The sequence below is a fragment of the Nocardia lijiangensis NBRC 108240 genome, assembly GCF_001613045.1.
GTDB classification, from domain to species: Bacteria; Actinomycetota; Actinomycetes; order Mycobacteriales; family Mycobacteriaceae; genus Nocardia; species Nocardia lijiangensis.
The window spans coordinates 1-24,101 of record NZ_BDBP01000071.1 but is presented as its reverse complement, the minus strand read 5'-3'; the positions used below and the strand labels follow the sequence as shown (position 1 = coordinate 24,101).

Sequence of the window (24,101 nt, the reverse complement as noted above, 5' to 3'; positions counted from 1 at the left end):
CTCATCAGAGCTGGCTAGACGGCCATTGCGCGAGCGGCGAACTTGTGGTTCTCGATATCGCGGAAGATTCGGATCTTCGCTGGCAAGCTCCAGAGCATGTGTGTCGAGGATTGCCCGACAACGTTGTAGCCGATGGTGAATGTGGGGCGCATCACCAGAAGGCGAGTACAAGTATCGAATATTCATCACAGACCTGTACATTGTGATGAAGATAATTCTTATAATATGGCTACAAGCTGCTACATGTTCAATCGAGGCGCCGGATCTCGGTCTGGAACCGTGAGATCTTCGGTATCGAGCGCTGAGTACAACCGTGCCGCTCGATGTCCGGCGGGCGCCCACGCGCCGAGTTCGACGGGGGCACACCGAGTAGCGGCAGCGTGACGATCAGCCCTGAGGGGCTCGAAGCCAGGGAGCCTCCGGGGAGTTGCGCCAGGCCTACCAGCCGGGCGGGAGGTCGGCGAGAGATTCCATCGAGGGATCGCGGTCGACCATCTCCTCGAGGCCGATCATGGCGTCGTCGTCGGCGGTGGGCGGTGCGGGATCGGAGTCGTGGAATTGCCATCCACCGTTGTCTGCGTCGTGGAAGACGTAGGCGACCCAGTCATTACCAAAGGCAATGTCCCGAGTCGTGAAGGCCGCCGTGTTGCGAGGGTCGGCGAACTTCCATTGAGACCCCATGGGGCGCACGCTACTTCGCAGGGGTATCGGTCCACGCGGAGATGACACGGTGAAGGTTGGCCAGGACATAGGTATCGGTTTCGGATCGGATCATGTGTTGCAGGGCCGGGAGTGATTGACGGACATGATCAGCCGGCCACCGGGCTTCAGCACGCGCCGCAACTCGGCCAGCGGCGCGGTCCAGTCCTTCAGGTAGTGGAGCACCAGGGACGCGACGACATCGTCGAACGCACCGTCGGGAAACGGCAGCGGACTGCCGATATCGGCGACCCGCAGGGCCGCGTCGGTGCCGAGTCGCCGCCGGGCCAGCTCCACCATCTTGGCGCTGGAGTCGAAGCCGGTCACGATGGCACCCCGTTCGCGCAGCGCCGCGAATATGGGGCCGGAGCCACAGCCGGCGTCGAGGACCTGCCTGCCAGCCACATCCCCGGCCAGGTCCACGATCGCGGGCCGCGCGTAATAGCCGTTGATGAGGTTGGTTTCGGTCTCGGCTGTATACCCCTCGGCGAAGCTGTCGTAGTCGTTTTCCACGGCCTCGTCGGCGGCTCCGACAGAACTCTCGGGAACGGCAGGCATGTGACCCATCCTGCCGACTGATCCACCACGGTGCCAGGAGATCATCTCGCCCACTCGGGCAGCAGGCCTCCCACAACGTCGGAATCGCCTGTGGCCCAATCCATCTCCATGCGCAGCCGGGTTACAGGTTGTCGACCCGCAGAGCGGCCACCCTGTCCAGGAGGGCTCGGCGGACGGTGTCGGGGCTCAGTACGCGCAGTGTGGTGCCCAGGCCCATCAGATAGGTGACGAGACAGTCGATGTCGTTGGCGCCGATATCGATGAGGGTGGCGTCGGGGCCGTCGGGGCGGTGGGTTCCGATGGTGGCAGGCACGATCTGTAAGGCTTGCGGGAGGGGCACGGAGAGCCTGATCGTGGCGTAGAGCGGGTAGGTGACCGCGGCGATCGCTTCGGTGACCAGCGTGGCGGGGTCGGGCGGGTTGTCGTGTTCGATGCGGTGTCCGGTGAGTTCGGTGTGTAGTACCCGGTCCACCCGGAAGGTACGCCATTGTTGTTTGTCGACGTCTTCGGCGAGGAAGTACCAGCGGCGGTTGGCGCGCACCAGACGATAGGGGTCGACGTAGCGGCGGGTGATGTGCTGGTGATGATCGCGGTAGGTCAGCGCGAGGCGTTCGCTCTGCCGGCAGGCCGTGGCCAGAGCCCACAGTACGGACGCGTCGGCTTGCGGGGATACATCCGCCCCGTCGTCGGAGTGGGCGAGGGTGCGGTTCACCGCGTCGAGGTGGCGCGCCAACCGTTCGGGTAGCAGGGTTTGCAGTTTGAACAGCGCCGACAATGCCGAGACGCTGCTGCCGAGCACGCCGCCTGCCGCCGCTTCCCGCAACGCCACGGCCACTGCGAAACCCTCTTCGTCATCGAGGGCGAGCGCTGGAACCCGTGGGCGACGAGCCAGGCGATAGCCTCCCCACGGGCCGGGATCGGAATCGATGCCGTACCCCAGCTCCCGCAGGCGTGCGATATCGCGGCGCACCGTACGGTCGGTCACTCCCAGCCGCCGGCTCAATTCCTGACAGGTCCATGCCGGGCGTGAATCCAGCAGAGCCACTATATGCAGCAACCGCGCAGTAGATCCGATCACAGTCGGTATTCTCGTCCGAATCCAGGACCGGACCTGTCCTGGTCGGACCCCATGGTCTGAACCATGACTGCTGACCAGACAACACAGAACCCTGAAGTCGCGGAACATCGGCCGAGGATCCGTTGGCTCTCAATAGATTTCGACTGTCCAGATCCTGTCGAGTTGGCACAGTTCTACAGCCGTGGACTCGGCCTGCCGGTGCTCTACACCAGCGATGACTTCGTCCTGCTCGGGACCGAGACCGCCGGGCCGGGGCTGGGTTTCATCCGCATCCCGGACTATCGACGCCCGAGTTGGCCGGAATCGGTGGTGGCCAAGCAGGCCCACCTGGAGTTCGGGGTCGACGATCTGGATTCCGCGCAAGCGTGGATGGGCGAGCTGGGCGCGGTCCTGACCACCTTCCAACCCGACATGAGCCAGCGCCGGGTGATGCTCGATCCCGCGGGGCACCCGTTCTGCCTGACCGCCGACGGTGTCTGAACCGTAGTATCGAATTCCGTGAGCCGGGTCACCGGAGCTGAGTCATGTCGTCAGTTCGCTGGCTGTCCATCCCTCGTTGCTGTTCGAGTGTGTTCGGCGTGAGCTGCGATGAGTTCGGCGACTTCGCGTGGTCGCAGACCGGTGGTCTCGACGACGTGCGCTTCGTGGCTATGCCAGGTGCGGGCGGCCTCGTAGGCGTCCAGGTGGTCCAGGCGCCATTGCCGTGCACCGGTTTCGACGGTGTCGGTGTCGATACGCCGGACGAGTTCGTCACGCTCGGCGTGCAGCACGACGTGGCAGACCAGGACGCCGGCGGCCTGCATCCCGGTACGGATCTCCTGCCAGTATTGGTGGATGAGCACTGTTTGGGGGATAACGAGCAGGCCGCCGACGTAGTCGAGGATCTGCGTCGCGGCGGCCACGACCAGCCCTCGCCAGGGCTGCCAGTCCTGGAAGTCGTCGACCTTCTCCGAGGCCAGTACGTGGCGGAGCATCAAGCCGACGTATTCTGTGTCGAAGATCCGCGACCCTGGCAGCAGGGTGGTCAATTCTGTTGCGGTCGTGCTCTTTCCGGCACCGAAGGTTCCGTTCAGCCAGATGATCATGGGATCGAGCGTATCGGGCGCGGGGCGGCGGCTTGGTCCGCTGAGTCAGCCGCAGGCAGCAGCCCCGCCATCCCACAGTCGGCGCGTTTCGGGACGGGCCGACCGAGACCGCGATCGCCGACACGTACGCGAAGTGCGGCTTCACTCAGCCGGGCAGACGATTCTCACGATGGCGCCCGATCTCGTCAGTGACAGGCGTCGGCGATTCCTGACATCCACTCGCGAATCGCCTTGCGCTGCGCCGGAGTGAGGCCGGCTTCCAGCTCCGCCTCGCGCCGCGCGACGGCCACCCGAGCCGCCGCGTATCGTTGCATTCCCGCCTCGGTCACCTTGATCTGATGCGTACGACGATCGGTCGGATGCGGGCGGCGTTCGATCAGACCCTCCTTCTCCAGTCCACCGATCATCTCGTTCGCTGCCTGCCGTGTACTCGCCACCTCTCGTGCGATATCGGCCACCGACATCCCCGGCTGTGCGGCGGTCATCATCAGCGTGGCGTACTGCGAAGTCGACAGTCCGAACTCCTTGAGCTCCTCGCCGATCGCCGCCCGCATATTCAGCCAGACCTTGCGAACGATGAAGGTCAGCGACCCGCCTTCGGCATCCACGCACAGCCCTTTCCCAGAACAGATTGACAGGTTCCTGACGATAATGCACTCTCTAAAACGTCAGGTTCCTACCAATCGTATCGAAGGTTTCCATGACCACGCCCGCGACACTGCCGAACATCCGGCAGCGGTTGATCCTCGCCGTACTCCTGCTGTCCTCCTTGCTCATCTGGATGGACAACACGATCCTCAGCACCGCTCTCGAAACTCTCTCCGATCCAGTCCGCGGACTGAATGCCAGCCCCGCGCAACTGCAATGGACAACCGGCTCTTACACATTGGTCTTCGCCGCCCTGATGTTCACCGCCGGCGCCCTCGGCGACCGCTTCGGGCACCGGGCCGTGCTCGCCACCGGGATGACCGTCTTCGCCGCCTCGTCCATTTGGGCCGCCTACTCCGCCGACGCCGGGCAGCTCATTGCCGCCCGCGCCGCCATGGGGGTCGGCAGCGCGCTCATCATGCCCGCGACGATGGCCATCCTCACCTGGACCTTCACCGGGCCCGCGCGAGCGACCGCCATCGGTATCGCCTCGGCGTCGGCCGGTGTGGGTATCGCGGCGGGACCCTTGATCGCGGGTGTGCTGCTCGACCGTTTCTGGTGGGGCTCGGTGTTTCTCGTCAACGTCCCGGCTGTTGCGCTCGGGTTGGTGGGGATCGCGACGCTCATCCCGGACTTCCGCAGTCCCACCCGGCGTCCGCTGGATCTTCCTGGATTGGCGCTGTCCATCACTGGACTTGCGCTCCTGGCCTACGGCCTGATTCGCGCGGGCCAGGTCACCACCTGGGGGCGCGTGGATGTCTGGCTGCCGGTCACCGCAGGTATTCTGCTACTGGCCACCTTCGTGATCGTCGAATTGCGCAGTGCCCAGCCCAGTTTCAACCCACGACTGCTTGCGCAGCGCACCTTCGGCGGCGGTAACGCCGCCATCGGCTTGCTGCTGTTCGCCATGACCGCCGTCGGTTTCTACGGCGCTTTCTATCTCCAAGGCGCACGCGGCTTCTCGGCATTGCAAGCGGGACTGGCCAGCTCCCCGGGCGCACTCGGCGCGATCGTCGGCGGCCCGCTCGGCATCCGCTTGGTCCGCCGCTGGGGGCTGCGTCCCGTCACCGTGACCGCACTGACCATCGCGGGACTGGCCATGGGCACCTTCGGCTATTTCGGACTGGACACTTCGATGGTCTGGTACGAGATCCTCGTCCTCATCCAGGGCCTTGCCATCGGCCTGGTCATCGGCTCGGTGACAGCGGCCCTAATGGCCACCCTGCCGATGGAACAGGCCGGCGCCGGATCGGCCGTCACCAACACCGTGCGTCAGACCGGCAGCGTGCTGGGTATCGCGGTGGGCGGGACGATCATGTCCCTCGTATACAGCCGTGGCATCGAATCGGCGTTGCCCGGTCTGCCCCCTGACGTGCAGGACCGAGCGCGCATCTCCGCGGAACAGGCCCGGCATGTCGCCGACGCCGTCGGGCTGCCTGATCTGGCGCGCGCCGCCGACGACGCGTTCGTGCACGCCATGCACGTCGGCGCGGTCTGGACCATGCTCATCGCACTCTCCGGAGCGGTCGTACTGGCCATCGCCCTGCGACCCACGCGTAAAACGAATACCGCTGAAGTGCCCGCCGATCTAGCAGCTGGACAGCCCGCCAGTCGGCAACTGGTAGGCAATTCCCGGGGGACGGCGTCGGATGTCGGGTGAACATCCGGGCCGATGGCGTAGCCATTGCTTGGAGCTGGTTCCGTACGGGCGCGCCGAGGCCGTCCGTCTCGGCCCAGGTCTCGACAGGGCCTTGTTCCGCTAGGAACGATGCAGGATCCCGGATGACAAGCACTCTCATCCGGCATCCTCATCACCCGGCACGAGTTCCAAGACGCGGACGCGTAGCCGAGCCCAGCGATCCGAGCGACGGTCAGCGCGCGGATCGTTCGGCGACGATGGTGTCGAGCCGGGCGCCGAGGGCGTTGACCTGGTCGCGCAGCTCTGTCACCGTCTCGATCGAATAGCCGACCTCCGCAAGCACCGCGGCGATCATCTGCCTGGCCTGCTGCTCCAGCGCGAGCCCCGCCGCGGTGGCCTGCAGCTGCACCGCCCGCCGGTCGTGCGAACAGCGGATGCTCTCGACCAGGCCGCGGGTCTGGAGCCGCTGCACGAGTGGAGACACGGTGCCGTAGTCGAGCCGTAGTCGATCGGCGAGCTGCTTCATCGTCATCTCCGGGTTCTCCCAGAGCGCGACCAACGTGAGGTACTGCGGGTAGGTGACCTGCATGGCGTCGAGATACGGCCGGTAGGCGGCGGTCATCGAGCGCGAGGTCGAATACAGGGCAAAGCACAGCTGGGCCGCGAGCGAGAGCACGTCATCGGTGCCCGCGGCGGCGACCTCGACCGTGCCTGTATGCGCTTCTTCGGGCATATCTGCACTGTACGAGAGTGCGAGTCCTTCGTGAACCGTCGTATGTTCCGTGACCGCGGCCGCCCGACCGGATCCCGGATCTCTGTTCCGTGACCGAAGCATTCAGGCCGTCTCGACCGGCGCGCGCGAAAATCGGTGGCTCGGGCGGACGTCCCGGATTAGCTTGCCCCGTATGGCTGAGATCCACGGGCGGTGCGCGAGCGAATTCGGCACGGTGGCAGACACTTTGGCGGCATCGTTGGACCGCGACGACGTGGGCGCCTCGGTGGCGGTGTCGGTGGGCGACGAGCTCGTGGTCGACATCTGGGGCGGATATACCGACGAGTCGCGCACCGCGCGGTGGCAGCGCGACACCATCACCAACGTCTGGTCGACGACCAAAACCATGACAGCGCTGTGCGCGCTGGTCCTCGCGGACCGCGGCGACCTCGATCCGGCGGCGCCGGTGGCCGAGTACTGGCCCGAATTCGGCGCCGCGGGCAAGGAATGCGTGCTGGTGCGGCACGTGCTCTCGCATACCGCGGGCCTGCCGACCTGGGACGAGCCGATGACGGTGGAAGATCTCTACGATTGGTCGACCGCGACGGCACGGCTTGCGGCGCAACCTCTCCGCTGGTCGCCAGGGTCTGCGGCCGGCTACCACGGGCTCACCCAGGGTTATCTGGTCGGCGAGATCGTCCGGCGGATCACCGGTCGCAGTCTGGGCGTCTTCTTCGCCGAGCAGATCGCCGGGCCGCTGGGGGCCGACTTCCACATCGGGTTGCCCTCGGAGCACGACCACCGCGTGGCACCGATCATCGCGCCGCCCGCAAGCCCGGGGCGCGACGATTCCGCGCCGCGCGGCCCCGGCAATCCGTCGGTGCCCGCCGCCGCGGCCAACACCGCTGCCTGGCGGCGCGCCGAGATTCCGGCCGTCGGCGGATTCGGCAACGCCCGCTCGGTGACCGCCGTGCAGTCGGTGCTGGCGAACGGCGGCACCTGGCGCGGCGTGCGGTTGCTGTCGCGACAAGGCTGCGAACGCGCCGTCCACGAGCAGTTCCGCGGCATGGACACCGTGCTGGGCACACAGATGCGTTACGGCCTCGGGTACGGTCTCGGCGGCGGCGAATCCCCCAGCGCCCGTACGTGTTTCTGGGGCGGCTGGGGTGGCTCGCTCGTCTGGGTCGACATGGACGCGCGGATGACGGTGTCCTACGTCATGAACCGGATGCTCGACGACGACCGATCGCTCACCGACGACCGGTCGCTCGACATCGTCGCGGCCGCTTACGATGGGGTCACGGCGTGACCCGCGCCGCTCAGCCCGCGGCGACCTCGCTGCGGTCACCGCTCCACAGCGTGTGGAACTTGCCCTCGGCGTCGATGCGCTCGTAGGTGTGCGCGCCGAAGAAGTCACGCTGTCCCTGGGTGAGCGCGGCGGGCAGCCGCTCGGCGCGCAGCGCGTCGTAGTACGACAGCGAGGACGCGAAGGCCGGGACCGGGATGCCGAGCAGGGTCGCGGTGGACACCACGCGCCGCCAGCTGTCGATGGCCGTCTCGATCGCTTCGCGGAAGTAGGGCGCGAGGATCAAGCTCGGCAGGGCGGGGTCCTGGTCGTAGGCCTCCTTGATCCGGTTCAGGAATCGGGCACGGATGATGCAGCCGCCGCGCCAGATCGTCGCCAGGTCGCCGGGGTGCAGATCCCAGCCGTATTCGACACTGCCCGCTGCGATCTGATCGAAGCCCTGCGCGTAGGCGACGACCTTCGACGCGTACAGCGCCTGCCGGATGTCCTCGGTGAATTGCTCGACGTCCGTGGGCTTTTCGGCAAGCGTGCCCGAAGCCAGACCCACCGCGGCCTTGCGCTGCGCACGGGAACCGGACAGCGCCCTGGCGAACACCGCCTCGGCGATGCCCGTCACCGGCACGCCGAGATCGAGCGCGGACTTGACCGTCCAGCGGCCGGTGCCCTTCTGCTCGGCGGCGTCCACGATGACATCGACCAGCGGACGACCGGTCTTCGCGTCGACCTGCGCGAGCACCTCGGCGGTGATCTCGACCAGGTAGCTCTCCAGATCGCCGGAGTTCCACTGGGTGAACACGTCCGCGATCTGCTTGGCGTCGAAACCGAGCGCGTCGCGGAACAGGTGGTAGGCCTCGCCGATCAGCTGCATGTCGGCGTATTCGATGCCGTTGTGCACCATCTTGACGAAGTGCCCGGAACCGTCGGGGCCGATGTGGGTGCAGCACGGGGTGCCGTCGACCTGCGCGGCGATCGATTCCAGCAGCGGACCGAGCGATTCGTAGGACTCCTTCGGCCCGCCCGGCATGATCGCCGGACCGTTGAGCGCGCCCTCCTCGCCGCCCGAGATGCCCGCACCGACGAAGTTCAGCCCGCGCTCGCGCAGCGCGGCTTCGCGGCGGATCGTGTCGGTGTAGAGGGCGTTGCCGCCGTCGATGATGATGTCGCCCTGCTCCATCACGGCGGCGAGCTCCTCGATGACGGCGTCGGTCGCCGCGCCCGCCTTGACCATGATCAGCACCCGGCGCGGCTTCTCCAGCGCCGCGACGAACTCCTCGACGGTTTCGGTGCGGACGAAATCGCCGTCGCCACCGTGCTCGGCCAGCAGCGCGTCGGTCTTGGCGACGGAACGGTTGTGCAGCGCGACGGTGTAGCCGTGCCTGGCGAAGTTGCGGGCGATGTTGCTGCCCATGACAGCCAGGCCGGTAACACCGATCTGGGCACGCGCGGTAGAGGTCGGCATCGATCAGCTCTCTTCGTTCGTCAGGTCCGGTGGGTGTGCGAAAACTGGTTCCGCGGCGGCATCGTCGGCTCGTGCGAGCGACGCGGCCACCCTGCGTGCCAAGCTACTGGATGGCTGCTCGGCGGGGCTGACACGGGTAGAGGGCTGACGCGGTGCTCGCGACTCAGGCCAGGACGAGATCGACGTCGATATTGCCGCGGGTGGCGTTCGAGTACGGGCAGACCTGGTGCGCCGCGTCCACCAGGGCGCGCGCCGCGGCGGCCTCGATGCCGGGCAGATCGACGGTGAGGGTGACAGCCAGACCGAAGCCGTCTCCGTTCGGGCCGATGCCGACCGCGCCGGTCACCGAGGAGTCCGCGATCTTCACCTTCTCGCGGCGGGCGACCAGCTGAAGCGCGCTGTGGAAGCACGCGGCGTAACCCGCGGCGAACAACTGCTCGGGGTTGGTGCCGGCACCGCCCGCGCCGCCGAGCTCCTTCGGGATGCTCAGTTCCAAGTCGAGCTTCTGATCGGAGGAGCGGACGTGCCCGCCGCGTCCGGCGCCGGTCGCGGTGGCCTGTGCGGTGTAGAGGGTGCTCATGGGGGTGCCTTTCTCGATGAACGTGCCGTGCCCCATGAACAGTAGCGAGCAACTAAGTTGCACACAACTAATATGGATGTGAAAAGGGTCGCACACCGCGGGCGGAGTCGGTTCCGCCCGCGGTGTGCGACCCGACCGGCGGCTAGATCACCGCGCTCATGATCGTCCCCGCGCTTGTGGCGACAGCACCTCCTGCCATCGCGCTGGCGATCATCTTCGGCGACTGCAAGCCGCCGCCGTTCCATTTCTCCCAAGCGAAACGGCCACCGCCGTAAGTGATGGCGGTGATCCCCGACAGCTGAACGAGCCAAGTGAAGTACCGACCCATTTGCATGAGCTTGTCCGCCAGCGGCGGCGCTTCCGGGGTCGGATTGTCGTACTGCGCGAGGATGGTGTCGTGTAGCGCGCAGAGGATCGTGCTCACTGGCGTGCTCCTTCACGGATACGGGAGTGATGCTGGGGATTCGTTTTCACGAGAGCGCGATACTTCGAAAGCTCATAGACCTCCTTCCATTGAACCTCATCAAGATCATGTGATGTGTCAGACACACGGAATTCGACATGACTCGACTCACACTGGTGCCCCCGTGCCACCGACAGCCCGCGGTTCTAGGATTCGAAGGGTGCAAGCGGATTGACAGGGAACGAGCGCGACGCGGCGCCATCCCGCTTCCGACGCCGAACTCACACTGATTTCGGGGAGGGCACATGGCTTTTCTGCTCCCACTGCTCTTGATCGCACTCGCTGTCACCGCATCCGTCGTCGTTGCGGCGTACGGCACGGTGACAGCCACGTACTGGTTCGAAATGCGCCACCACCACGCCGACCCGCCGGACCTCACCACCACGCGCTGACCAGCCGATCGCGAGTTTGAGACCGGTCGGTCCGGCAACCCCGATGCTGGGCGCAACGACGCCCGTGACCGCGATCGGAGGTGAGCAGGCGGATGGTGAACGATGTCGAGAAGCGCTGGTCCGATCCCGAGGGATTCCGCCAAGCGGTCCGCTACGACCTCGCGATCCTCGGCACGGCGGCGTTCGTCGCGCTGGTGGCCACGGTCTGGGCCGCAGGTCGAGACGAGTGCCTGTCCGGTCCGCTGCTGTGCGACGCCGCCTCGGGCATCGCGGTGCTGCTCGTGCCCGCCGTCGTCCTGCTGGCGGGCGGAATCGGCGCCTTCGTCATCACCTATCTGCGCTGGCGCAGCGGCCGGGTCTGGCCGATCTGGCAGGGCGCGGGATGGTTCCTGTTCGTAATGATGCTCGTCTACGTCTCGATCGGCGGGACCGCGATGGCCCGCTGATCGGCAGGGAGGCGCGGCCGCGCTCATCGGTTGTAATCCCAGTAGTGCAGCCACTTCACCGAAGCGAACAGCAGCAGCGTCAGACCGTAGAGGACCACGACGATCGCGGCTCCCAGCGCGCTCACCCGCCAGCCGGCACCGTCGACCGGATCGAGCCACCGCCGGAAGCAGGCCGCGACGGCGGGCGAGAGGATCCAGCTCATCAACGCCACGCTCACGATCTGGCTGAGCCACATCGCGAGCCAGGGCGGCGCGCCGTTCTCGTCCAGCACCGGACCGAGAAACCGGGACAGCGTCATCACCGTCGGGTACAGCACGAGCAGCACCAGCATCGCGATCTTCCAGGTGGGCGTCACCCGGGTCCTGCCGTCGACCGTGCGGAGCGTGGATCCGAACGGCGTGGTGTGCGCGACGACGGAGAAGTCCTCGGTCAGCTCGGCGCGCAGCGCGGGCAGGGTCGCGACGCGCTCCGGCGAGCGCATCCAGTTCGACAGGTGATGCGCCGTGCGGAATCGCAGCACCGAGAACCAGCGGCCGGCGTCGCCGCGCGCGAACAACGCGACGCCCTCGAATCCGGGGAAGGTGGCGCTGAGGGTGACGAGTTCCGCTTCCACCGCAAGGAAATCGGCCTCCTTGCCCCGGGTGACGCTGTGCTGGACCACGCCGACGCCGGGCGGCGGCAACTCTCCCTCGACGATGACGAGGTCCGAGCTCTTCCGGTGAAATCCGAGCGCCTCCCCCTCGGCGAGCACGCGGGAACAAGCGGCCGAGTCCAGGAAATCGTGCACCTGCCGCTCGGAGCCGAATACGGCGCCGAACCCGGGTTCGAAGGCGGGGTGATCGTTCACCGCGCGGCAACACTCCACGAATCCTTCCATGACAGAGGCGATTTCGTTCATCCGATCGAGCCAGGCCCCGAAGGCCGCAAGGTCCGTGGGGCGGTGGAAGACGGTGACGGTCGTCGCGTTCATCGGCGGGCCGCTAGTGGTCGTCGATGCGTCGACCTCGGACGTAGACCTGCGCGATGGTCGATTCGCTCATCCCCATCAGCAGCGCGAACAGCATCTGATCCCGCGCGAGGACCGGATCCTCGGATCGAATCCCTTGCGCCAGTGTGTCTTCCAGTGCAGGCGTGCCCGTGGGATCGACGACGAGGAAGTCTGCCTCCTTGCCGAGATCGAAGTTCCCGAACCGGCTCTCCATATCGAGGGCGCGCGCACCGGCCAGCGTTCCGGTGAACAGCATCTCCGCCGGATGCATCGAGACCCCGCCCTCCCCCGGTTCGGAGATGTGCACCTTGAACGCCGCCGCGAGCACCCGTGGGATCGACCATTCGTCGCCGCCGCCGTAGTCGGTGCCCGCCGCCACCGTGACACCCGCGGCGACGGTCCGTTTCCACGGCATGGTCCCGGACCCGAGGAACTGCTGGGACACCGGGCAATGCGCGATCGAGCTGCCGGTCTGCGCCAGGCGCCGCAGTTCCGCGTCCTGGCAGTGCACACCGTGCGCGAAGATGCTGCGCTTGCCGAGCAGGCTCTTGCCGCCCACCTGCGAGCCGGGCAGGAACTTCCCGTCGTAGGTGTCGAGGTACGAATCCACCTGGTACGCCTGCTTGGTGCTGTCGACCTCGCCGGTGCCCGGGCGGTTGTTCTCGTTGAGGTGGCTGTGGAAATAGACGCCACGATCGCGCACGGAGTCGTAGAGCTCACCGAGGTTTCGCAGCGTTTCGCAGGTCACCGCCAGCGAGAAGCGCGGAACTATCGCCACGTGCAGCAGGGCGGTGTCGACGTCGCCGGTGTCGACGGCATGCCAGGTGTCGATCTCCGACTTGGCGAGCCGGATCGCCTCGTCCTCGGAGGTGATCAACGGAGCGACGGCGTCCTCGCCCGTGGTCTGGATACCGCGGCCGCTGACCATGCGCAGGCCGCGGCGGCGCGTCTCGCCGAACAGCGCGTCCTGCGCGTGCGGGAAGGCCGACCCGAAGACCATCGCGGCGGTGGTGCCCACGGCGATGCGCCGGGTGCAGAAGGCGACCGCCGCGCGCTGCGCGTACACCGGATCGGCCAATTGAGCTTCGGACGGGTAGATGCAGCGCGTCAGCCATTCGAGCAGCTGGCCGCCGCCGTAGGCGTCTCCCGCGAAGGTCTGCGGGAAATGGATGTGGGCGTCGACGAAGCCGGGGAGCAGGAAGCCCGGGCGATGGTCCGTCGGCTCGGTGCCGCGGAATTCGGCGGGGAGCTCGTCGCGGCCGCCGCAGTAGGCGATCCGGCCGTCCTTGACGACCAGAGCGCCGTCCGGCACCGAGACCAGCGCATCGGCCGCCTCCTGGACGTGTGGTCGTCCAGCGATGTGGAAGATGTGCCCCAAGTGGACTTGGCTCACGACTCGAGCACAACACAGTGGGCCAGCGAATATTGGGCAATTCCCGGAAAATGCGTTTCTACCTTGGGCGCGTCGCGGCGGCGTTCGTCACCGCGATCAGCGGTTCGGCCGGTTCGGTCGCGGTGAGGCGATGGCCGCCGGTGGCGGTGAGCCGTGCCATACTCGATAGGCATGACCGCAGAAAACGCTCGTGCCGGATCTGCAGTTCCCGACGTCGCGGCCGTCACCGCCGCGCTGCAGATCGCTCGCCGCGCTCCGTCCCTGCACAACTCCCAGCCCTGGCGCCTGATCTTCGACGGCAAGCGGCTGCATCTGCACAGCGACCCCGACCGATCGCTTCCGATGGCCGATCCGGACGGTCGACAGCAGGTGATCAGCTGCGGCGCGATGCTGCACCACACCAGGACCGCCTTCGCCGCAAACGGCTGGCACACCGACGTCGTTCGCCTGCCCGATCCGGCGCGGCCGCGCTATCTGGCCGCGCTGGCCTTTCGTCCGTGGCCCGACCCGCCCGAACGCATCCGGAATCAGGCCCGCATCATCGGGCGCAGGTACTCCGACCGGCTCCCCATGGACGCACCCGACGGCTGGGACGCGCTCCTGCCCGGCGTGACCGAAGTGGCGCGCGCGTGCGAGATCACCCTCGACGACCTGCCCGACTCGGTGCGCGAGCGGCTCGCCGCGGCCTCCGACCAGGCCGAGGCGATGCGCCGCTTCGACCAACCGTATCAGAGCGAATTGCGCTGGTGGACCGGACATTTCGATCCCGCCGAGGGCATTCCGCCGACCGCGCTTGCCACCGCGGCCGAGGCAGGGCGGGTGCCCGTCCGCCGCGAGTTCCCCACCGCGCCGGGAAGCACCCGCCGGACGATGGCCGAGGATCACGCCCGGCTGCTGGCGTTGAGCTCCTCCGACGACGGGCCCGCTCACTGGTTGCGCACCGGCGAGGCACTCTCGGCGGTACTGCTGGAATGCACCGGCGCCGGACTCTCGACCTGCCCGCTCACGCACATCACCGAGTTGCCCGCCGCCCGCCGTGTGATCGCGGCACTGTTGCCCGGCCACCTGCGGCCCCAGGTCGTCGTCCGGGTGGGCATGGCGCCGGAGCCGGACCCCGTGCCGCCGACACCCCGTTTGCCGATCGAGGACATCCTGACGATCACCACCGACTAGGCGGCTCGTCCGCTCACATCGTTCGGGGATGGAACCGGACCAAGCGGACAACGTCGCGAGGTTTGCTAACGGCCCCGCGCCGATCGCCGATGGACCTCGTGTCGACGACGCCACCGGCTCGGCCGCGCTGGGCAGGCCTCAGCCTTCGCTTCGGCCGCGCGCCGGCCGGGTAGCGCCTCGTCCGGCCGCGCCCATCGGGCCGTCCTCGCACGTCGACACCGGGCTCATCGCGATTCCGGTCCGCCAATCCAGTACCCACAAGGAGTTCAGTTGGCTCGGCAACATCGCACCAGCCGCCCGTCCGCCCGCCGCGGCGCCATCGCCACCGCCGCACTCGCGGTCGCGCTCACCGCGGGCATCGGCGCCGCCACCGCGCGCCCCGTCGGCCCCTTCGACGTCGGCGGCGCCATCGAAGTCGAATACGACCGAGCGGGCGGACCCGCCGTCCTCGGCGACCCCGTCACCCCCGAACTCGACGCCGGCCGCGGCGGACGATTCCAAGCCTTCGAACGCAACGCGGCCGTCTACTGGCACCCCGAGGTCGACGCCCATCAGGTCGGCGGCTCGATCCGCGCCAAATGGGACACGCTCGGCTCGGAGAACGGCGTCCTCGGCTACCCCGTCACCGGGGAACTCGCCACACCCGGCAGGCCCGGCCGCTTCAACCACTTCCAGGGCGGATCCATCTACTGGTCCCTCGGCACCGACTCCCACCGGATCGGCGGGGCAATCCGCGACAAGTGGGGCGCCTACGGCTGGGAAGGCGGCGCCCTCGGCTTCCCCCTCACCGACGAAGCCACCGCCGCGAAGGACAACGGTCGCTACAACCTCTTCGAGGGCGGCGCCGTCTACTGGTCCGCCCGCACCGGCGCGCACGCCGTCTGGGGCGCCATCCGCGACGACTGGGTCCGCGCAGGCGGCGAGAACGGCCGCTACGGCTACCCCACCAGCGACGAATACGACTACCAAGGCGGCAAGGCCCAGGACTTCCAAGGCGGCCGCATCACTTGGATGCCTTGACAATCGGCTCGCTTACCGCGAGATCTACTGATCACCAAAGCATTTCGTCCTGACTGTGCCTGCACACATGCACCGCCGCGGCGCTGATTCGCGGCGGCGCATCCATCGTTCGACCGAGGCGCTGATTGCCCGAGGAGGTTCCATTCAGCCGGAAGCTGGATAGCATCGATGCCATCGTGAGCGATGGCGACCGGGACTCGACATCGGAACGCGGCTGCCGCACAGGTTGTGTCGGCTTGCGGTTGTCGTCGGACTGCTGCCGCCGATCGAGTTGCCGACCCCGCTGCTGAGCGCCAGCCTGCCACTGACCCTGGCCGCCATCGGATTCGCGCTGTTCGTGGCGCGCCGGTCGTCCAGTGAAGTCCCCTTGGCGTCGCTGATGGCGCGCGAATAGAACTCGGAGAATCCTTCGTATGATATGGAAACCATACGAAGGAGAGGGCGATGCGATGAGCAGGGACGCCGCGAAACGCCGGCACCGCCGCGAGACGCAGACGGTCAAACGCGGGCTGCGCGAACTGAATACGCAGCTAGCCCTGCTGAACCGGCGCTTCGGCGGCAAGGTGGAACTCAAGGATGCCGACTGGACCTGCCTGGATCTGATCGACCTGCACGGGCCCTTGACGCCCACGGCGCTGGCCCGCATGGCGAATCTGCACCCGGCGACGCTGACGGGCATTCTGGACCGGCTCGAGCGGGGCGGATGGGTCGCCAGGGAGCGCGACCCCGAGGCCGCCGACCGGCGCGCGGTGACCGTCCGCGCGCTCGGCGATCGCAATCAGGAGTTGTACGACCTGTTCGCGGGTATGTCCGGCCGAATGGACGCGCTCTGTGAGAGCTACACGGCCGCCGAACTGGAGCTGATCGCCGGATTCCTGCGCCACGCCGCGGAGGCGGGCCGCGACGCCGCCGACGAACTCGCAGGCTGAGCGCACCTCAGGGCCAGTCCAAAACTGTTACGAAAACCATATGAACTACCCTACGGCCTCCAGATAATATGAGATACATATCTTATGTTGTAGAGAGGAACCTCATGTATCTCGTAACAGGCGCCACGGGTGTGATCGGCCAGCCGTTGGTGGCTGCCCTGATGTCGGCAGGACTTCCGGTCCGGGCGGTTTCCCGGCGGCCCGACGCCGCACTGCCCCACGGCGTCGACCTGGTCTCGCCCGACGAACTGGACCTCGCCGATGTCGAATCCCTTTTCGTCCACCCGCGAGCGACCGAGAACTACATCGACGACCTGCTCCGCCGGGCGGTCGAGCACGGCGTCCGACGCGTCGTCGTCCTGTCGGCGATCAATGCCGACGACGATCCGTCGCATCAGCCGTCCCGGTACAACGGCGATCGCAACACCGAAGTGGAGAATGCGGTCGTCGCCTGCGGACTGCCGTGGGTGAGCGTGCGGCCCAGCTCGTTCGCGACGAACACCCTGGCGATGTGGCGAGGTCCGATCACACTGGGCGACACGGTGTTCGGTCCGTACGCGGCGTTCGCGGAAGCCGTCATCCACGAACAAGACGTCGCCGATGTCATCGCGCGCGCCATGGTGGACGACGCACTCGACGGTCGGCGGCTCTCGATCACCGGTCCCGAGGCGCTCAGCATGGAGCAACTCGTCGCGATCATCGGCACAGTACTCGGCAAACCCCTGCGGTATCAGGAGGTTCCGGCCGAAGCAGCCGCATCGGCCATGGTCGCGCACGGCCTGGACGCGGGATTCGTGCGCGCCTTGATGAGCCGCTACGCTCGCGAACTCGAACGCCAACCGATCGTCACCGAGGAGCTGGCGACGGTCCTGGGGCGACCCGCCCGCTCGTTCGCGGAGTGGGTCGACGATCACCGGGCGGAGTGGTCGTGACGCTATAACAGAGATCGAGGCTGCCGCCGACCCACGCGGTCAGCGGCAGCGGCACGGGATCCGCAATCAGTGGGTCACAACGCCGCTCAGCTCGTTCGGGCTGTCCGGCAGGGTGACGGACGCGGCGACCGTCCCGGTCGCCAGGTCGACGCGGTGCACCTTCTTGGTGGCCGGGTCCGAGACGTAGGCGATGGCGCCGCGGACGAACAGGGCCGGGCGTGCCTGCTGCCACTTCAACGGCTCCTGCCAGGCGTCGATGACCGGGATGGTCCGGGTGACCGTGCCTGCCGCCGGGTCGATGACGTGGATGCGGCCGTCGGTGCCGAGCACCAGCGCCTCGCCCTGCGGACCGCGGCCCAGCGAACGGAATGTGTAGCTGGTGCCGATGTCGACGAGGCGCAGCGTGCCGGTGACCGTGTCGATCAGCGAGACCTGCTGCGGCCGTTCCAGTTCCGCGTCTTTGTCCTTCTTGTAGTCGCCGAGCACGATGGTCGATTCGGAGCTGCCCGCCTGGTTGCCGATGCGGCCGTACGGGGTCGGGGCGGCGACCTTGGTGATGACGCCGTCGCGGTAGACCAGCGCGCCGGTCTGGCAGCCCACGATCACGGTGTCACCCTTGGCGGTGGCTTCGCCGTGTACGCCGGGGCAGTCCTCGTTGCGGGCGATCTCCTTGCGCTGCTCGTCCAGCACGGCGATGCCGGTGCGCTTCTCCTCGGTGCCGAGCGTGACGACCAGCGAACCGTTCGCCAGCTCGATCGCGACGCCGTGGTGCGGCGCGGCCGCCCGATACACCTCGGTGGCGGGCTTTCCGTCGGACAGCAGCATCGGATCGAACGAGGTGACCTCGCCGGTGCCATCGGCGAACAGCACGGTGCGCCCGGCGTGCTGGACGACGTGTCCCGGTTCGACGCCCGGGAATTCGATGTCGGTGAACTCGGCTGCGGTGGCGTCGTAGACGCGGAAAGCGTCCTTGTGGGAGACGAGAAGATGCCGCTCGTCGCCCGCCGGGTTCAGCCGGTTGAATCCGTCGACTGCGGTGCTACCCCGCAGCTCTAGCGTTGCGCCGTCGAGCACGTGGATGCCGCCGTCGTAGGTGACCGCGATCGGCTCGGCGATCTGTTCGCCCGCGGACTCGGCGTCGTCCGAGCCGCATCCGGCCAGCGCGACGGCCGCGGTGAGCAGACCCGACAGCGCGAGCGCAGTGCGGGCCTGGGACCGAAAGTGCATGTGGTGCTCCCTTTTTCGTTGTAACTCTGCGTTCACGGGGCCAGTCCGCGCGCAATGGCCTCGGTGTTGGCGCGCATCATCGCCAGGTAGGTCTCGGCGCCGCCGCCCGGTCCGGTGAGCGATTCCGAGTGCAGCGGAACGACCCGGACGTGGACCCCGGCCTGTTCGGCGAGTACGCGCGCGAGGCGGTCCGGCTGGGCGGAGTCGGCGAAGATCGCGCCGACGCCCGCTGCCCGAACGGCTTCGGCGAGCCCGGCCAGATCCGCGGGGGAGGGGAGGCGAGCGTGGTGCCGCCGGGGATCACCGCGCCGATCACCTGGAAGCCGTAACGTTGTGCGAGATAACCGAAGACGTGATGGTTCGTGACGAGCTTGCGCCGTTCGGCGGGGATGGCGGCGAATCGCTCGGTCATCCACCGGTCGAGCCGATCGAGATCGCCGAGGTAGCGTTCGGCGCGCTCGCGGATGGCCGCGGCATCGATTCCGGCGACGTGCGCGACGACCTCGTCGCGGATCACCTCGACCGCGCGGCGCACCCGCCGCGGGTCGGTCCAGAAGTGCGGGTCGGGGCGGTCGGCGCCGACCTCGGGGCGATAGACCAGCGGGTCGACCCGGTCGCCGACCGCCACCGTCGCGACGCCGGCGTGCGCGGCCGCGTCGACGTGGCGCTGCACGCCCTCTTCCAGTCCGAGCCCGTTGTGCACGATGAGGCCCGCGCGCTCCAGTTGCGCGGCCTGCCTTGCCGATATGGCGAAGAAGTGCGGATCGGTGTCGGGCTGCATGAGCACCGTCACCTCGGCCGCGTCGCCGACGATCACCCTGGTCAGATCGCCGAGAATGTTCGTGGTCACGATGATCTCGCGCCGCTGCGCACCGGAGGACAAGCATCCGGCGAGCATCAGCACGGCGACGAGGAGGACAGCGACGCGCGCCACCACCCTCATTCGCCCACCTCCACCATCAGCGCGGGAGCGATATCCAGCGCGAAGGTGCGGGCGATCCGCAGGTCGGAATAGTCGATCTCCAGTACTCGTCGGCCGCCGGGATCGTTGACGTAAGCGCGGCTCGAATCGACCACGATGCCCGCGGCGGAGCCGGGCTCGACGAGCTGTGTGCGCGTGAGTTCGGTACCCGTCGCGGCGTCGTAGGCGTGCAGCACGCCGTCGGCGCTCAGCACGAGCAGCGGCGCGCCCGCACCCGCGGTGGTGGTCGCGAGCACCGGGCCGGTGTCCACGAAAGTCCATGTCTCGCGGCGGATGTCGAGCAGCCACACCCCGCGCTCCCCCGCCTTGGCGGCCAGCGTGGTGCTGCCGGGCCGGTGGTGGAATTCGACGGCGCGCTCGTCGTCCGGAACGGGCCGCGGGTAGGCGATCTTGGTCGCGACGGCCGAGCCCTCCTGCACGCCGACCACCAAAGCGCCGTCGGCGCAGCCGAAGACGACGCCGATCCGGGTCTCGGCCGTGCCGCGCGGGTCCGGGCACGTCTCCGCCACCGAGGCGACCACAGCACCGTCACGGCCGCGCACCTCTACCCGGCCGTCCGACCGGCGCGCCACCACCGTGTGTTCGCCTGACGGCACGGCGGGCCCATCCGCCAGCACGACGCCCTCCGGCACCGAGCCCGCGTCCAGTGCGGCGCGGTCCAGCAGGACGCTCTCGCCGCTGTCGAGCACGAGCGCGGCCACCGACGGGTCCGCGGCCGCCGCCAGCGCCGGTCCGCCCAGGTACGTGCCGATGTCACGAAGGGGCGCCTTGTAGTAGTGCACGTGGTCGCCGTGGTCCACCAGCCAGGTCCCCATGTCGATGATCCGGATCCCGTCCCGGGTCGAGAGATACGCGTAGCGGCCGTCGCTCGCCAACCGGGTGATTCCCGCGGCGGTCGCGAGGTCGGTGACCTCCTCGGAGATCAGGTCCACGACGCGCACCGCGCCGGAATCCTTGTCCACCACGACGAGTCGCGGCTGTGGTTCGGCGGTCTCCTCCGCGCCCGCGACGTAGCCGTGCGGCGCCGGTTCGGATTCGCCGGAGGCCTGCTCGGTGCCACAGCCCGCGAGCGGAAAGACGGTCACAAGCGCCGCCAGTGGCCCGATCACGGTGCCGGAGAACCGGATTCGGCCGCGCAACGCGGAGGCTGCCGCGGACAGGAAGAACAGCGCCACCGCGAACGCCGCGATGGTGGCACCCGCCGCGGTGCCGAGATGCCAGGAGATCAGCAGCCCGGCCACCGTCGCCGCGGACCCGAGCAGCGCCGCCACCGCCATGATGACCGGAATCCGGTGCGCCCAGTACATCGCGGCGGCGGGCGGCGCGATGAGCAGGCCGAACACAAGCAGCGTGCCGACGATGTGGAACGAGGCGACGATAGCCAGCGTGATCAGCGCGACCAGTGCCACCTGCGCGAGCTTCGGACGCAGCCCGAGCGTGTGCGCGGTGCGCGGATCGAAGGCCAGCGCGACGAAAGCACGGTGACCGAGCAGCGCGACGGCCGCCGCGGCCAGCAGCGCAAAAGCCAGACAGACCAGATCGCGGCCCTGGATCGCCAGCACGTCGCCGAACAGGAAACCGGTGAGGTCGACGGCGAACGACTGTGCGCGCGAAACGATCACGACACCGATCGACAGCATGCCGACGAACAGCAGCCCGATCCCGATATCGGCCGACAGCCGCGCATTCCTGGTCAGCGCGGACACCCCGAGCGCCATCGCGCCCGCACTGAACGCGGCCCCCACCAACAGGTTTCCGCCGAGCAGCGCGGCGATCGCGATGCCAGGCAGCATGCCGTGCGCCATCGCGTCGGCGAGAAAGGCCATGCCGCGCACCACCACCCACGTTCCGGCGATGGCGCACAGACAGGACACGAGCAGACCGCCCCAGAGAGCCCGCTGCACGAACGACACCTCGAACGGGGCGATCAACCATTCCATGAGGCGACACCATAGAATGAAAATGGTTATCATTACAATATGCGTGACGGGAGACACGGTGTGAACCCAGCGAACCTGCGCCTGGTGGGACTGTCGGCGGGCTACCGCGGGCGGACCGCGCTGGCGGACGTCACCGCGACCATCCCGGCGGGCCGGATCACGGTGGTGCTCGGCCACAACGGCTCCGGCAAGTCGACTCTGCTCGCGGCGCTGGCCGGCGTGCTGAAGCCGCTGACGGGGACGATCGAACGGCCCGGCATCCGGCGGACCGCGTTCGTCGTGCAGCACAGCGCGGTGCCCGCGACGCTGCCGATCACGGTCCGGGAGACCGTCGCCATGGGACGGTGGGCGCACCGCGGACCATGGCGGCGACTGCGGCGGGCGGACCACCGCGTCATCGAGGAGTGCTTGGCGCGCATGGACATAGCCGACCTGGCCGACCGCAGGCTCGACACGCTCTCGGGCGGGCAGCGTCAGCGGACCCTGCTCGCCCAAGCCCTCGCCCAGGAAGCCGACCTCCTGCTCCTCGACGAGCCCACCACGGGACTGGATGCCGAAGCGCGGCAACGGATCACGGACCTGCTCCCGGATGTCGTCGCCCGCGGTGTCACCGTCGTGCACGCCACCCACCAGCACGACGAGGCGCTGCGCGGCGGGCACTGTCTGCTGCTGGAGAACGGCAGGCTGCGCGCCGAGGGCGATCCGGAATCGACCGCGGAGCTCGGTTCGATGTCGCGAACGCGCTGCTAGCGTCGTGGTCGTGTCCGATGCGCCGACCCGATTCCGACCGGTCCTCCCTGCCGATTGCGAGTGGGAACCGGTCGATGGCGGGGAGTCAGGGGCCGCCGTGTTTCGCGCCACCGACGGCTCGCGGTACGCGAAATGCGTCGCGGCGACCTCGGCGGCGGAGCTGGCTCAGGAGCGCGACCGTGCCGAATGGCTGGGCGCCCACGGGATTTCCGGGCCACGGCCGCTCGAATGGCGTGAGAGCGCCGATGCCGCCTGCCTGGTGACGAGCGCCGTGCCCGGCGTTCCCGCCGACCGCGTGCCCGCCGAGACGCTGGCTGCCGCGTGGGAATCGATGACCGACGCCGTCCGCGATCTGCACGAACTGCCCACGGACACTTGCCCGTTCGAGCGCGGCCTCGGCACGATGTTCGCGAAGGCGCAGGACGTGGTCGCCCGCGGCGCCGTCGATCCGGAGTTCCTTCCGGAGGATCAGCGCGACACGCCGCCGCCGGTGCTGCTGGCTCGGCTGGCCGCTCAGGTGGACCGGTGGATCGCGCGGGAATCCGCGGAATCCGTGGTGTGCCACGGGGATCTGTGCCTGCCGAACATCGTTCTCGACCTGGACACCCGGTCGTTCGCCGGGTTCCTGGATCTGGGCAGGCTCGGGGTGGCCGACCGCTACGTCGATATCGCTCTGCTGCTGGCCAATTCGCGGGAGACCTGGCCGGACGAGCGGAGCGCGCTGGACGCCGACCGGCGCTTCGCCGAGCGCTACGGCATCGACCTCGACGCCGAACGGCAGCGCTTCTATCTGCACCTCGATCCGCTCACCTGGGGCTGACGCGGAGTCAGGCCATCGAGATGCCGGTGATCAGGGTGCGGCCGGTGACGGTCTTGGTGGTGATGATCTGGGTGAAGGTCTTGGGCTGCTGACCCGGATATTGCTGGGTGAGCCGGACTTCCCAGTGCGACTGCCCATCCCCCGCCCCAGCGGCGGTGCGGGTGATCTGGACGCAGTAGCGGGTGCCGACCGGCACCTGGTCGATGCCGCGCTGGATCTGCTCGGCGGGCGGGACCGCCGAGTCCTGGGTGACCAGGGCGCGGGCCGCCGGACCCGAGCGTTGCACGTAGTAGGCGCGTTCGAAGGCCAGGATCGCCGACGGCCCGTCGGTGGTGCCGCCGACGTCGGTGCCGGAGACGACATCACCGGTGCGGCGCTGGACGCATCCGGGAGTCGCGACGGCCGCAGGGGATTCGGGTCCCGTCGGCGTCGGTGTCGGCGTCACCGTGGCCGGGGCGTCGTCCGCAGCCGCCACCGCGCTGGTCGGCGTCGGCGCGGGGCGAGTTCCCGAGCTGGGCAACACCGCCCAGAGAATCGAGCCCACCGCGACGAGCACGCCGAGCGCGATCAGCACCGCGAGGACCTTGTTGCCACCCTCGGCCCGCTGCTCCTGCTGGCGCGGGCGCGGACGGCGCAGCGCGGGACCGGGATTGCCGCCGGTGCGGTCGACGATCGCGGGGACGAACGGCCCGCTGTCGTCGCGCTCCGGTTCGGGCTCTTCGTCGACCGGGACCTGAATCTCGACGGTCGCCGACTCCAGGGGTTCCTCGGCGCGGGCAGGCGGATCGAGCCATTCGGCCCACTCGCCCATCCGTCGCGGCGGCCGCCGCATGGGTGGCGGTGCGGCCCGCGGCGGCTCGGGCTCATACGGCGGCTCGGCC

General features: G+C 68.4%; 26 protein-coding genes and 1 pseudogene. 12 read left to right on the top strand and 15 right to left on the bottom strand.

Features of this window, described 5'->3' with window-relative positions; genetic code table 11:
• Positions 1-438 precede the first annotated feature (438 nt).
• The 3 genes from NL1_RS24885 to NL1_RS24875 all read right to left on the bottom strand — a co-directional run bounded on the left by NL1_RS24885 (position 439) and on the right by NL1_RS24875 (position 2,443).
• Positions 439-681, bottom strand: coding sequence for a hypothetical protein (locus NL1_RS24885; protein WP_067844019.1), 243 nt, complete (start codon positions 679-681; stop codon positions 439-441).
• A 90-nt stretch (positions 682-771) separates the two neighbouring features.
• Positions 772-1,302, bottom strand: a complete 531-nt coding sequence (locus tag NL1_RS24880) for a class I SAM-dependent methyltransferase (RefSeq protein ID WP_245673517.1) — start codon at positions 1,300-1,302, stop codon at positions 772-774.
• A gap of 76 nt (positions 1,303-1,378) precedes the next feature.
• A complete protein-coding gene (locus NL1_RS24875; RefSeq protein ID WP_084510927.1) occupies positions 1,379-2,443 on the bottom strand; it encodes a helix-turn-helix transcriptional regulator in 1,065 nt (354 codons plus the stop codon).
• On the opposite strand from NL1_RS24875, the gene NL1_RS24870 reads away from it, so the two are divergent.
• Positions 2,399-2,815: a VOC family protein gene (locus NL1_RS24870; protein WP_067844016.1), complete on the top strand. Its 417-nt coding sequence runs from the start codon at positions 2,399-2,401 to the stop codon at positions 2,813-2,815. The two genes, NL1_RS24875 and NL1_RS24870, sit on opposite strands and share 45 nt — an antisense overlap.
• 50 nt (positions 2,816-2,865) lie before the next feature.
• Here NL1_RS24870 and NL1_RS24865 read toward each other — a convergent pair whose 3' ends face one another.
• Both NL1_RS24865 and NL1_RS24860 read right to left on the bottom strand, forming a co-directional pair.
• Complete coding sequence (locus tag NL1_RS24865; RefSeq protein WP_067844013.1) at positions 2,866-3,420, bottom strand: AAA family ATPase; 555 nt, start codon at positions 3,418-3,420, stop codon at positions 2,866-2,868.
• Between the two features lie 185 nt (positions 3,421-3,605).
• A complete protein-coding gene (locus NL1_RS24860) occupies positions 3,606-4,028 on the bottom strand; it encodes a MarR family winged helix-turn-helix transcriptional regulator (protein WP_218024484.1) in 423 nt (140 codons plus the stop codon).
• Positions 4,029-4,120: 92 nt separating this feature from the next.
• Here NL1_RS24860 and NL1_RS24855 point away from each other — a divergent pair, with 92 nt between their 5' ends.
• Positions 4,121-5,728 (top strand): MFS transporter, encoded by a 1,608-nt coding sequence (locus NL1_RS24855; RefSeq protein WP_067844007.1) that lies wholly within the window; start codon positions 4,121-4,123, stop codon positions 5,726-5,728.
• A 211-nt stretch (positions 5,729-5,939) separates the two neighbouring features.
• Here NL1_RS24855 and NL1_RS24850 read toward each other — a convergent pair whose 3' ends face one another.
• Positions 5,940-6,440, bottom strand: a complete 501-nt coding sequence (locus tag NL1_RS24850) for a MarR family winged helix-turn-helix transcriptional regulator (RefSeq protein WP_067844004.1) — start codon at positions 6,438-6,440, stop codon at positions 5,940-5,942.
• 172 nt (positions 6,441-6,612) lie between these two features.
• Between NL1_RS24850 and NL1_RS24845 the strand changes: the two genes are divergently transcribed.
• Entirely contained in the window at positions 6,613-7,728 is a 1,116-nt protein-coding gene (locus tag NL1_RS24845; protein WP_067844001.1) for a serine hydrolase domain-containing protein, read from the top strand.
• A gap of 10 nt (positions 7,729-7,738) precedes the next feature.
• Here the strand turns inward: NL1_RS24845 and gnd are convergent, their stop codons facing one another.
• The 3 genes from gnd to NL1_RS24830 form a co-directional block, all read right to left on the bottom strand.
• Positions 7,739-9,184: an NADP-dependent phosphogluconate dehydrogenase gene (gene gnd, locus NL1_RS24840; RefSeq protein WP_067843998.1), complete on the bottom strand. Its 1,446-nt coding sequence runs from the start codon at positions 9,182-9,184 to the stop codon at positions 7,739-7,741.
• Between the two features lie 163 nt (positions 9,185-9,347).
• Positions 9,348-9,764: an organic hydroperoxide resistance protein gene (locus tag NL1_RS24835; protein ID WP_067843995.1), complete on the bottom strand. Its 417-nt coding sequence runs from the start codon at positions 9,762-9,764 to the stop codon at positions 9,348-9,350.
• A 142-nt stretch (positions 9,765-9,906) separates the two neighbouring features.
• Positions 9,907-10,188, bottom strand: coding sequence for a hypothetical protein (locus tag NL1_RS24830; RefSeq protein WP_067843992.1), 282 nt, complete (start codon positions 10,186-10,188; stop codon positions 9,907-9,909).
• 284 nt (positions 10,189-10,472) lie between these two features.
• Between NL1_RS24830 and NL1_RS37830 the strand changes: the two genes are divergently transcribed.
• Together NL1_RS37830 and NL1_RS24825 are read left to right on the top strand one after the other, a co-directional pair.
• Positions 10,473-10,619 (top strand): hypothetical protein, encoded by a 147-nt coding sequence (locus NL1_RS37830; RefSeq protein ID WP_156095028.1) that lies wholly within the window; start codon positions 10,473-10,475, stop codon positions 10,617-10,619.
• A gap of 92 nt (positions 10,620-10,711) precedes the next feature.
• On the top strand, positions 10,712-11,065 hold the full coding sequence (locus NL1_RS24825) for a hypothetical protein (protein ID WP_067843989.1): 354 nt from the start codon (positions 10,712-10,714) through the stop codon (positions 11,063-11,065).
• 23 nt (positions 11,066-11,088) lie between these two features.
• On the opposite strand, the gene NL1_RS24820 is transcribed toward NL1_RS24825, so the two are convergent.
• Positions 11,089-12,036 (bottom strand): antibiotic biosynthesis monooxygenase, encoded by a 948-nt coding sequence (locus NL1_RS24820; RefSeq protein WP_067843987.1) that lies wholly within the window; start codon positions 12,034-12,036, stop codon positions 11,089-11,091.
• Between the two features lie 10 nt (positions 12,037-12,046).
• A complete protein-coding gene (locus NL1_RS24815; RefSeq protein ID WP_067843986.1) occupies positions 12,047-13,447 on the bottom strand; it encodes an amidohydrolase family protein in 1,401 nt (466 codons plus the stop codon).
• 171 nt (positions 13,448-13,618) lie between these two features.
• On the opposite strand from NL1_RS24815, the gene NL1_RS24810 reads away from it, so the two are divergent.
• The 5 genes from NL1_RS24810 to NL1_RS24795 all read left to right on the top strand — a co-directional run bounded on the left by NL1_RS24810 (position 13,619) and on the right by NL1_RS24795 (position 17,501).
• A complete protein-coding gene (locus NL1_RS24810) occupies positions 13,619-14,620 on the top strand; it encodes an Acg family FMN-binding oxidoreductase (RefSeq protein ID WP_067843984.1) in 1,002 nt (333 codons plus the stop codon).
• A 270-nt stretch (positions 14,621-14,890) separates the two neighbouring features.
• A complete protein-coding gene (locus tag NL1_RS24805; protein WP_067843982.1) occupies positions 14,891-15,640 on the top strand; it encodes an LGFP repeat-containing protein in 750 nt (249 codons plus the stop codon).
• A gap of 226 nt (positions 15,641-15,866) precedes the next feature.
• Positions 15,867-16,034 (top strand): hypothetical protein, encoded by a 168-nt coding sequence (locus NL1_RS39090; protein ID WP_218024483.1) that lies wholly within the window; start codon positions 15,867-15,869, stop codon positions 16,032-16,034.
• 55 nt (positions 16,035-16,089) lie between these two features.
• The gene (locus NL1_RS24800; RefSeq protein ID WP_067843980.1) at positions 16,090-16,569 is read left to right on the top strand and encodes a MarR family transcriptional regulator; all 480 of its coding nucleotides are present in this window, start codon (positions 16,090-16,092) and stop codon (positions 16,567-16,569) included.
• 104 nt (positions 16,570-16,673) lie between these two features.
• Positions 16,674-17,501: an NAD(P)H-binding protein gene (locus tag NL1_RS24795; RefSeq protein WP_067843977.1), complete on the top strand. Its 828-nt coding sequence runs from the start codon at positions 16,674-16,676 to the stop codon at positions 17,499-17,501.
• Positions 17,502-17,567: 66 nt separating this feature from the next.
• Here NL1_RS24795 and aztD read toward each other — a convergent pair whose 3' ends face one another.
• The 3 genes and pseudogenes from aztD to aztB form a co-directional block, all read right to left on the bottom strand.
• Complete coding sequence (gene aztD / locus NL1_RS24790) at positions 17,568-18,728, bottom strand: zinc metallochaperone AztD (RefSeq protein ID WP_067843974.1); 1,161 nt, start codon at positions 18,726-18,728, stop codon at positions 17,568-17,570.
• 32 nt (positions 18,729-18,760) lie between these two features.
• Positions 18,761-19,671 (bottom strand): annotated as a pseudogene (aztC, locus tag NL1_RS40290) (zinc ABC transporter substrate-binding protein AztC).
• On the bottom strand, positions 19,668-21,650 hold the full coding sequence (gene aztB, locus NL1_RS24780; protein WP_067843971.1) for a zinc ABC transporter permease AztB: 1,983 nt from the start codon (positions 21,648-21,650) through the stop codon (positions 19,668-19,670). The pseudogene aztC and the gene aztB overlap by 4 nt, the downstream one beginning before the upstream one ends.
• Positions 21,651-21,689: 39 nt before the next feature.
• Between aztB and aztA the strand changes: the two genes are divergently transcribed.
• A complete protein-coding gene (gene aztA, locus NL1_RS24775) occupies positions 21,690-22,400 on the top strand; it encodes a zinc ABC transporter ATP-binding protein AztA (RefSeq protein ID WP_067843969.1) in 711 nt (236 codons plus the stop codon).
• A gap of 4 nt (positions 22,401-22,404) precedes the next feature.
• The gene (locus NL1_RS24770) at positions 22,405-23,220 is read left to right on the top strand and encodes an APH(3'') family aminoglycoside O-phosphotransferase (protein ID WP_156095027.1); all 816 of its coding nucleotides are present in this window, start codon (positions 22,405-22,407) and stop codon (positions 23,218-23,220) included.
• 7 nt (positions 23,221-23,227) lie between these two features.
• On the opposite strand, the gene NL1_RS38240 is transcribed toward NL1_RS24770, so the two are convergent.
• Positions 23,228-24,101, bottom strand: an 874-nt coding sequence (locus NL1_RS38240; protein WP_162272768.1) for a DUF8176 domain-containing protein, incomplete at its 5' end; no start/stop codon positions are given.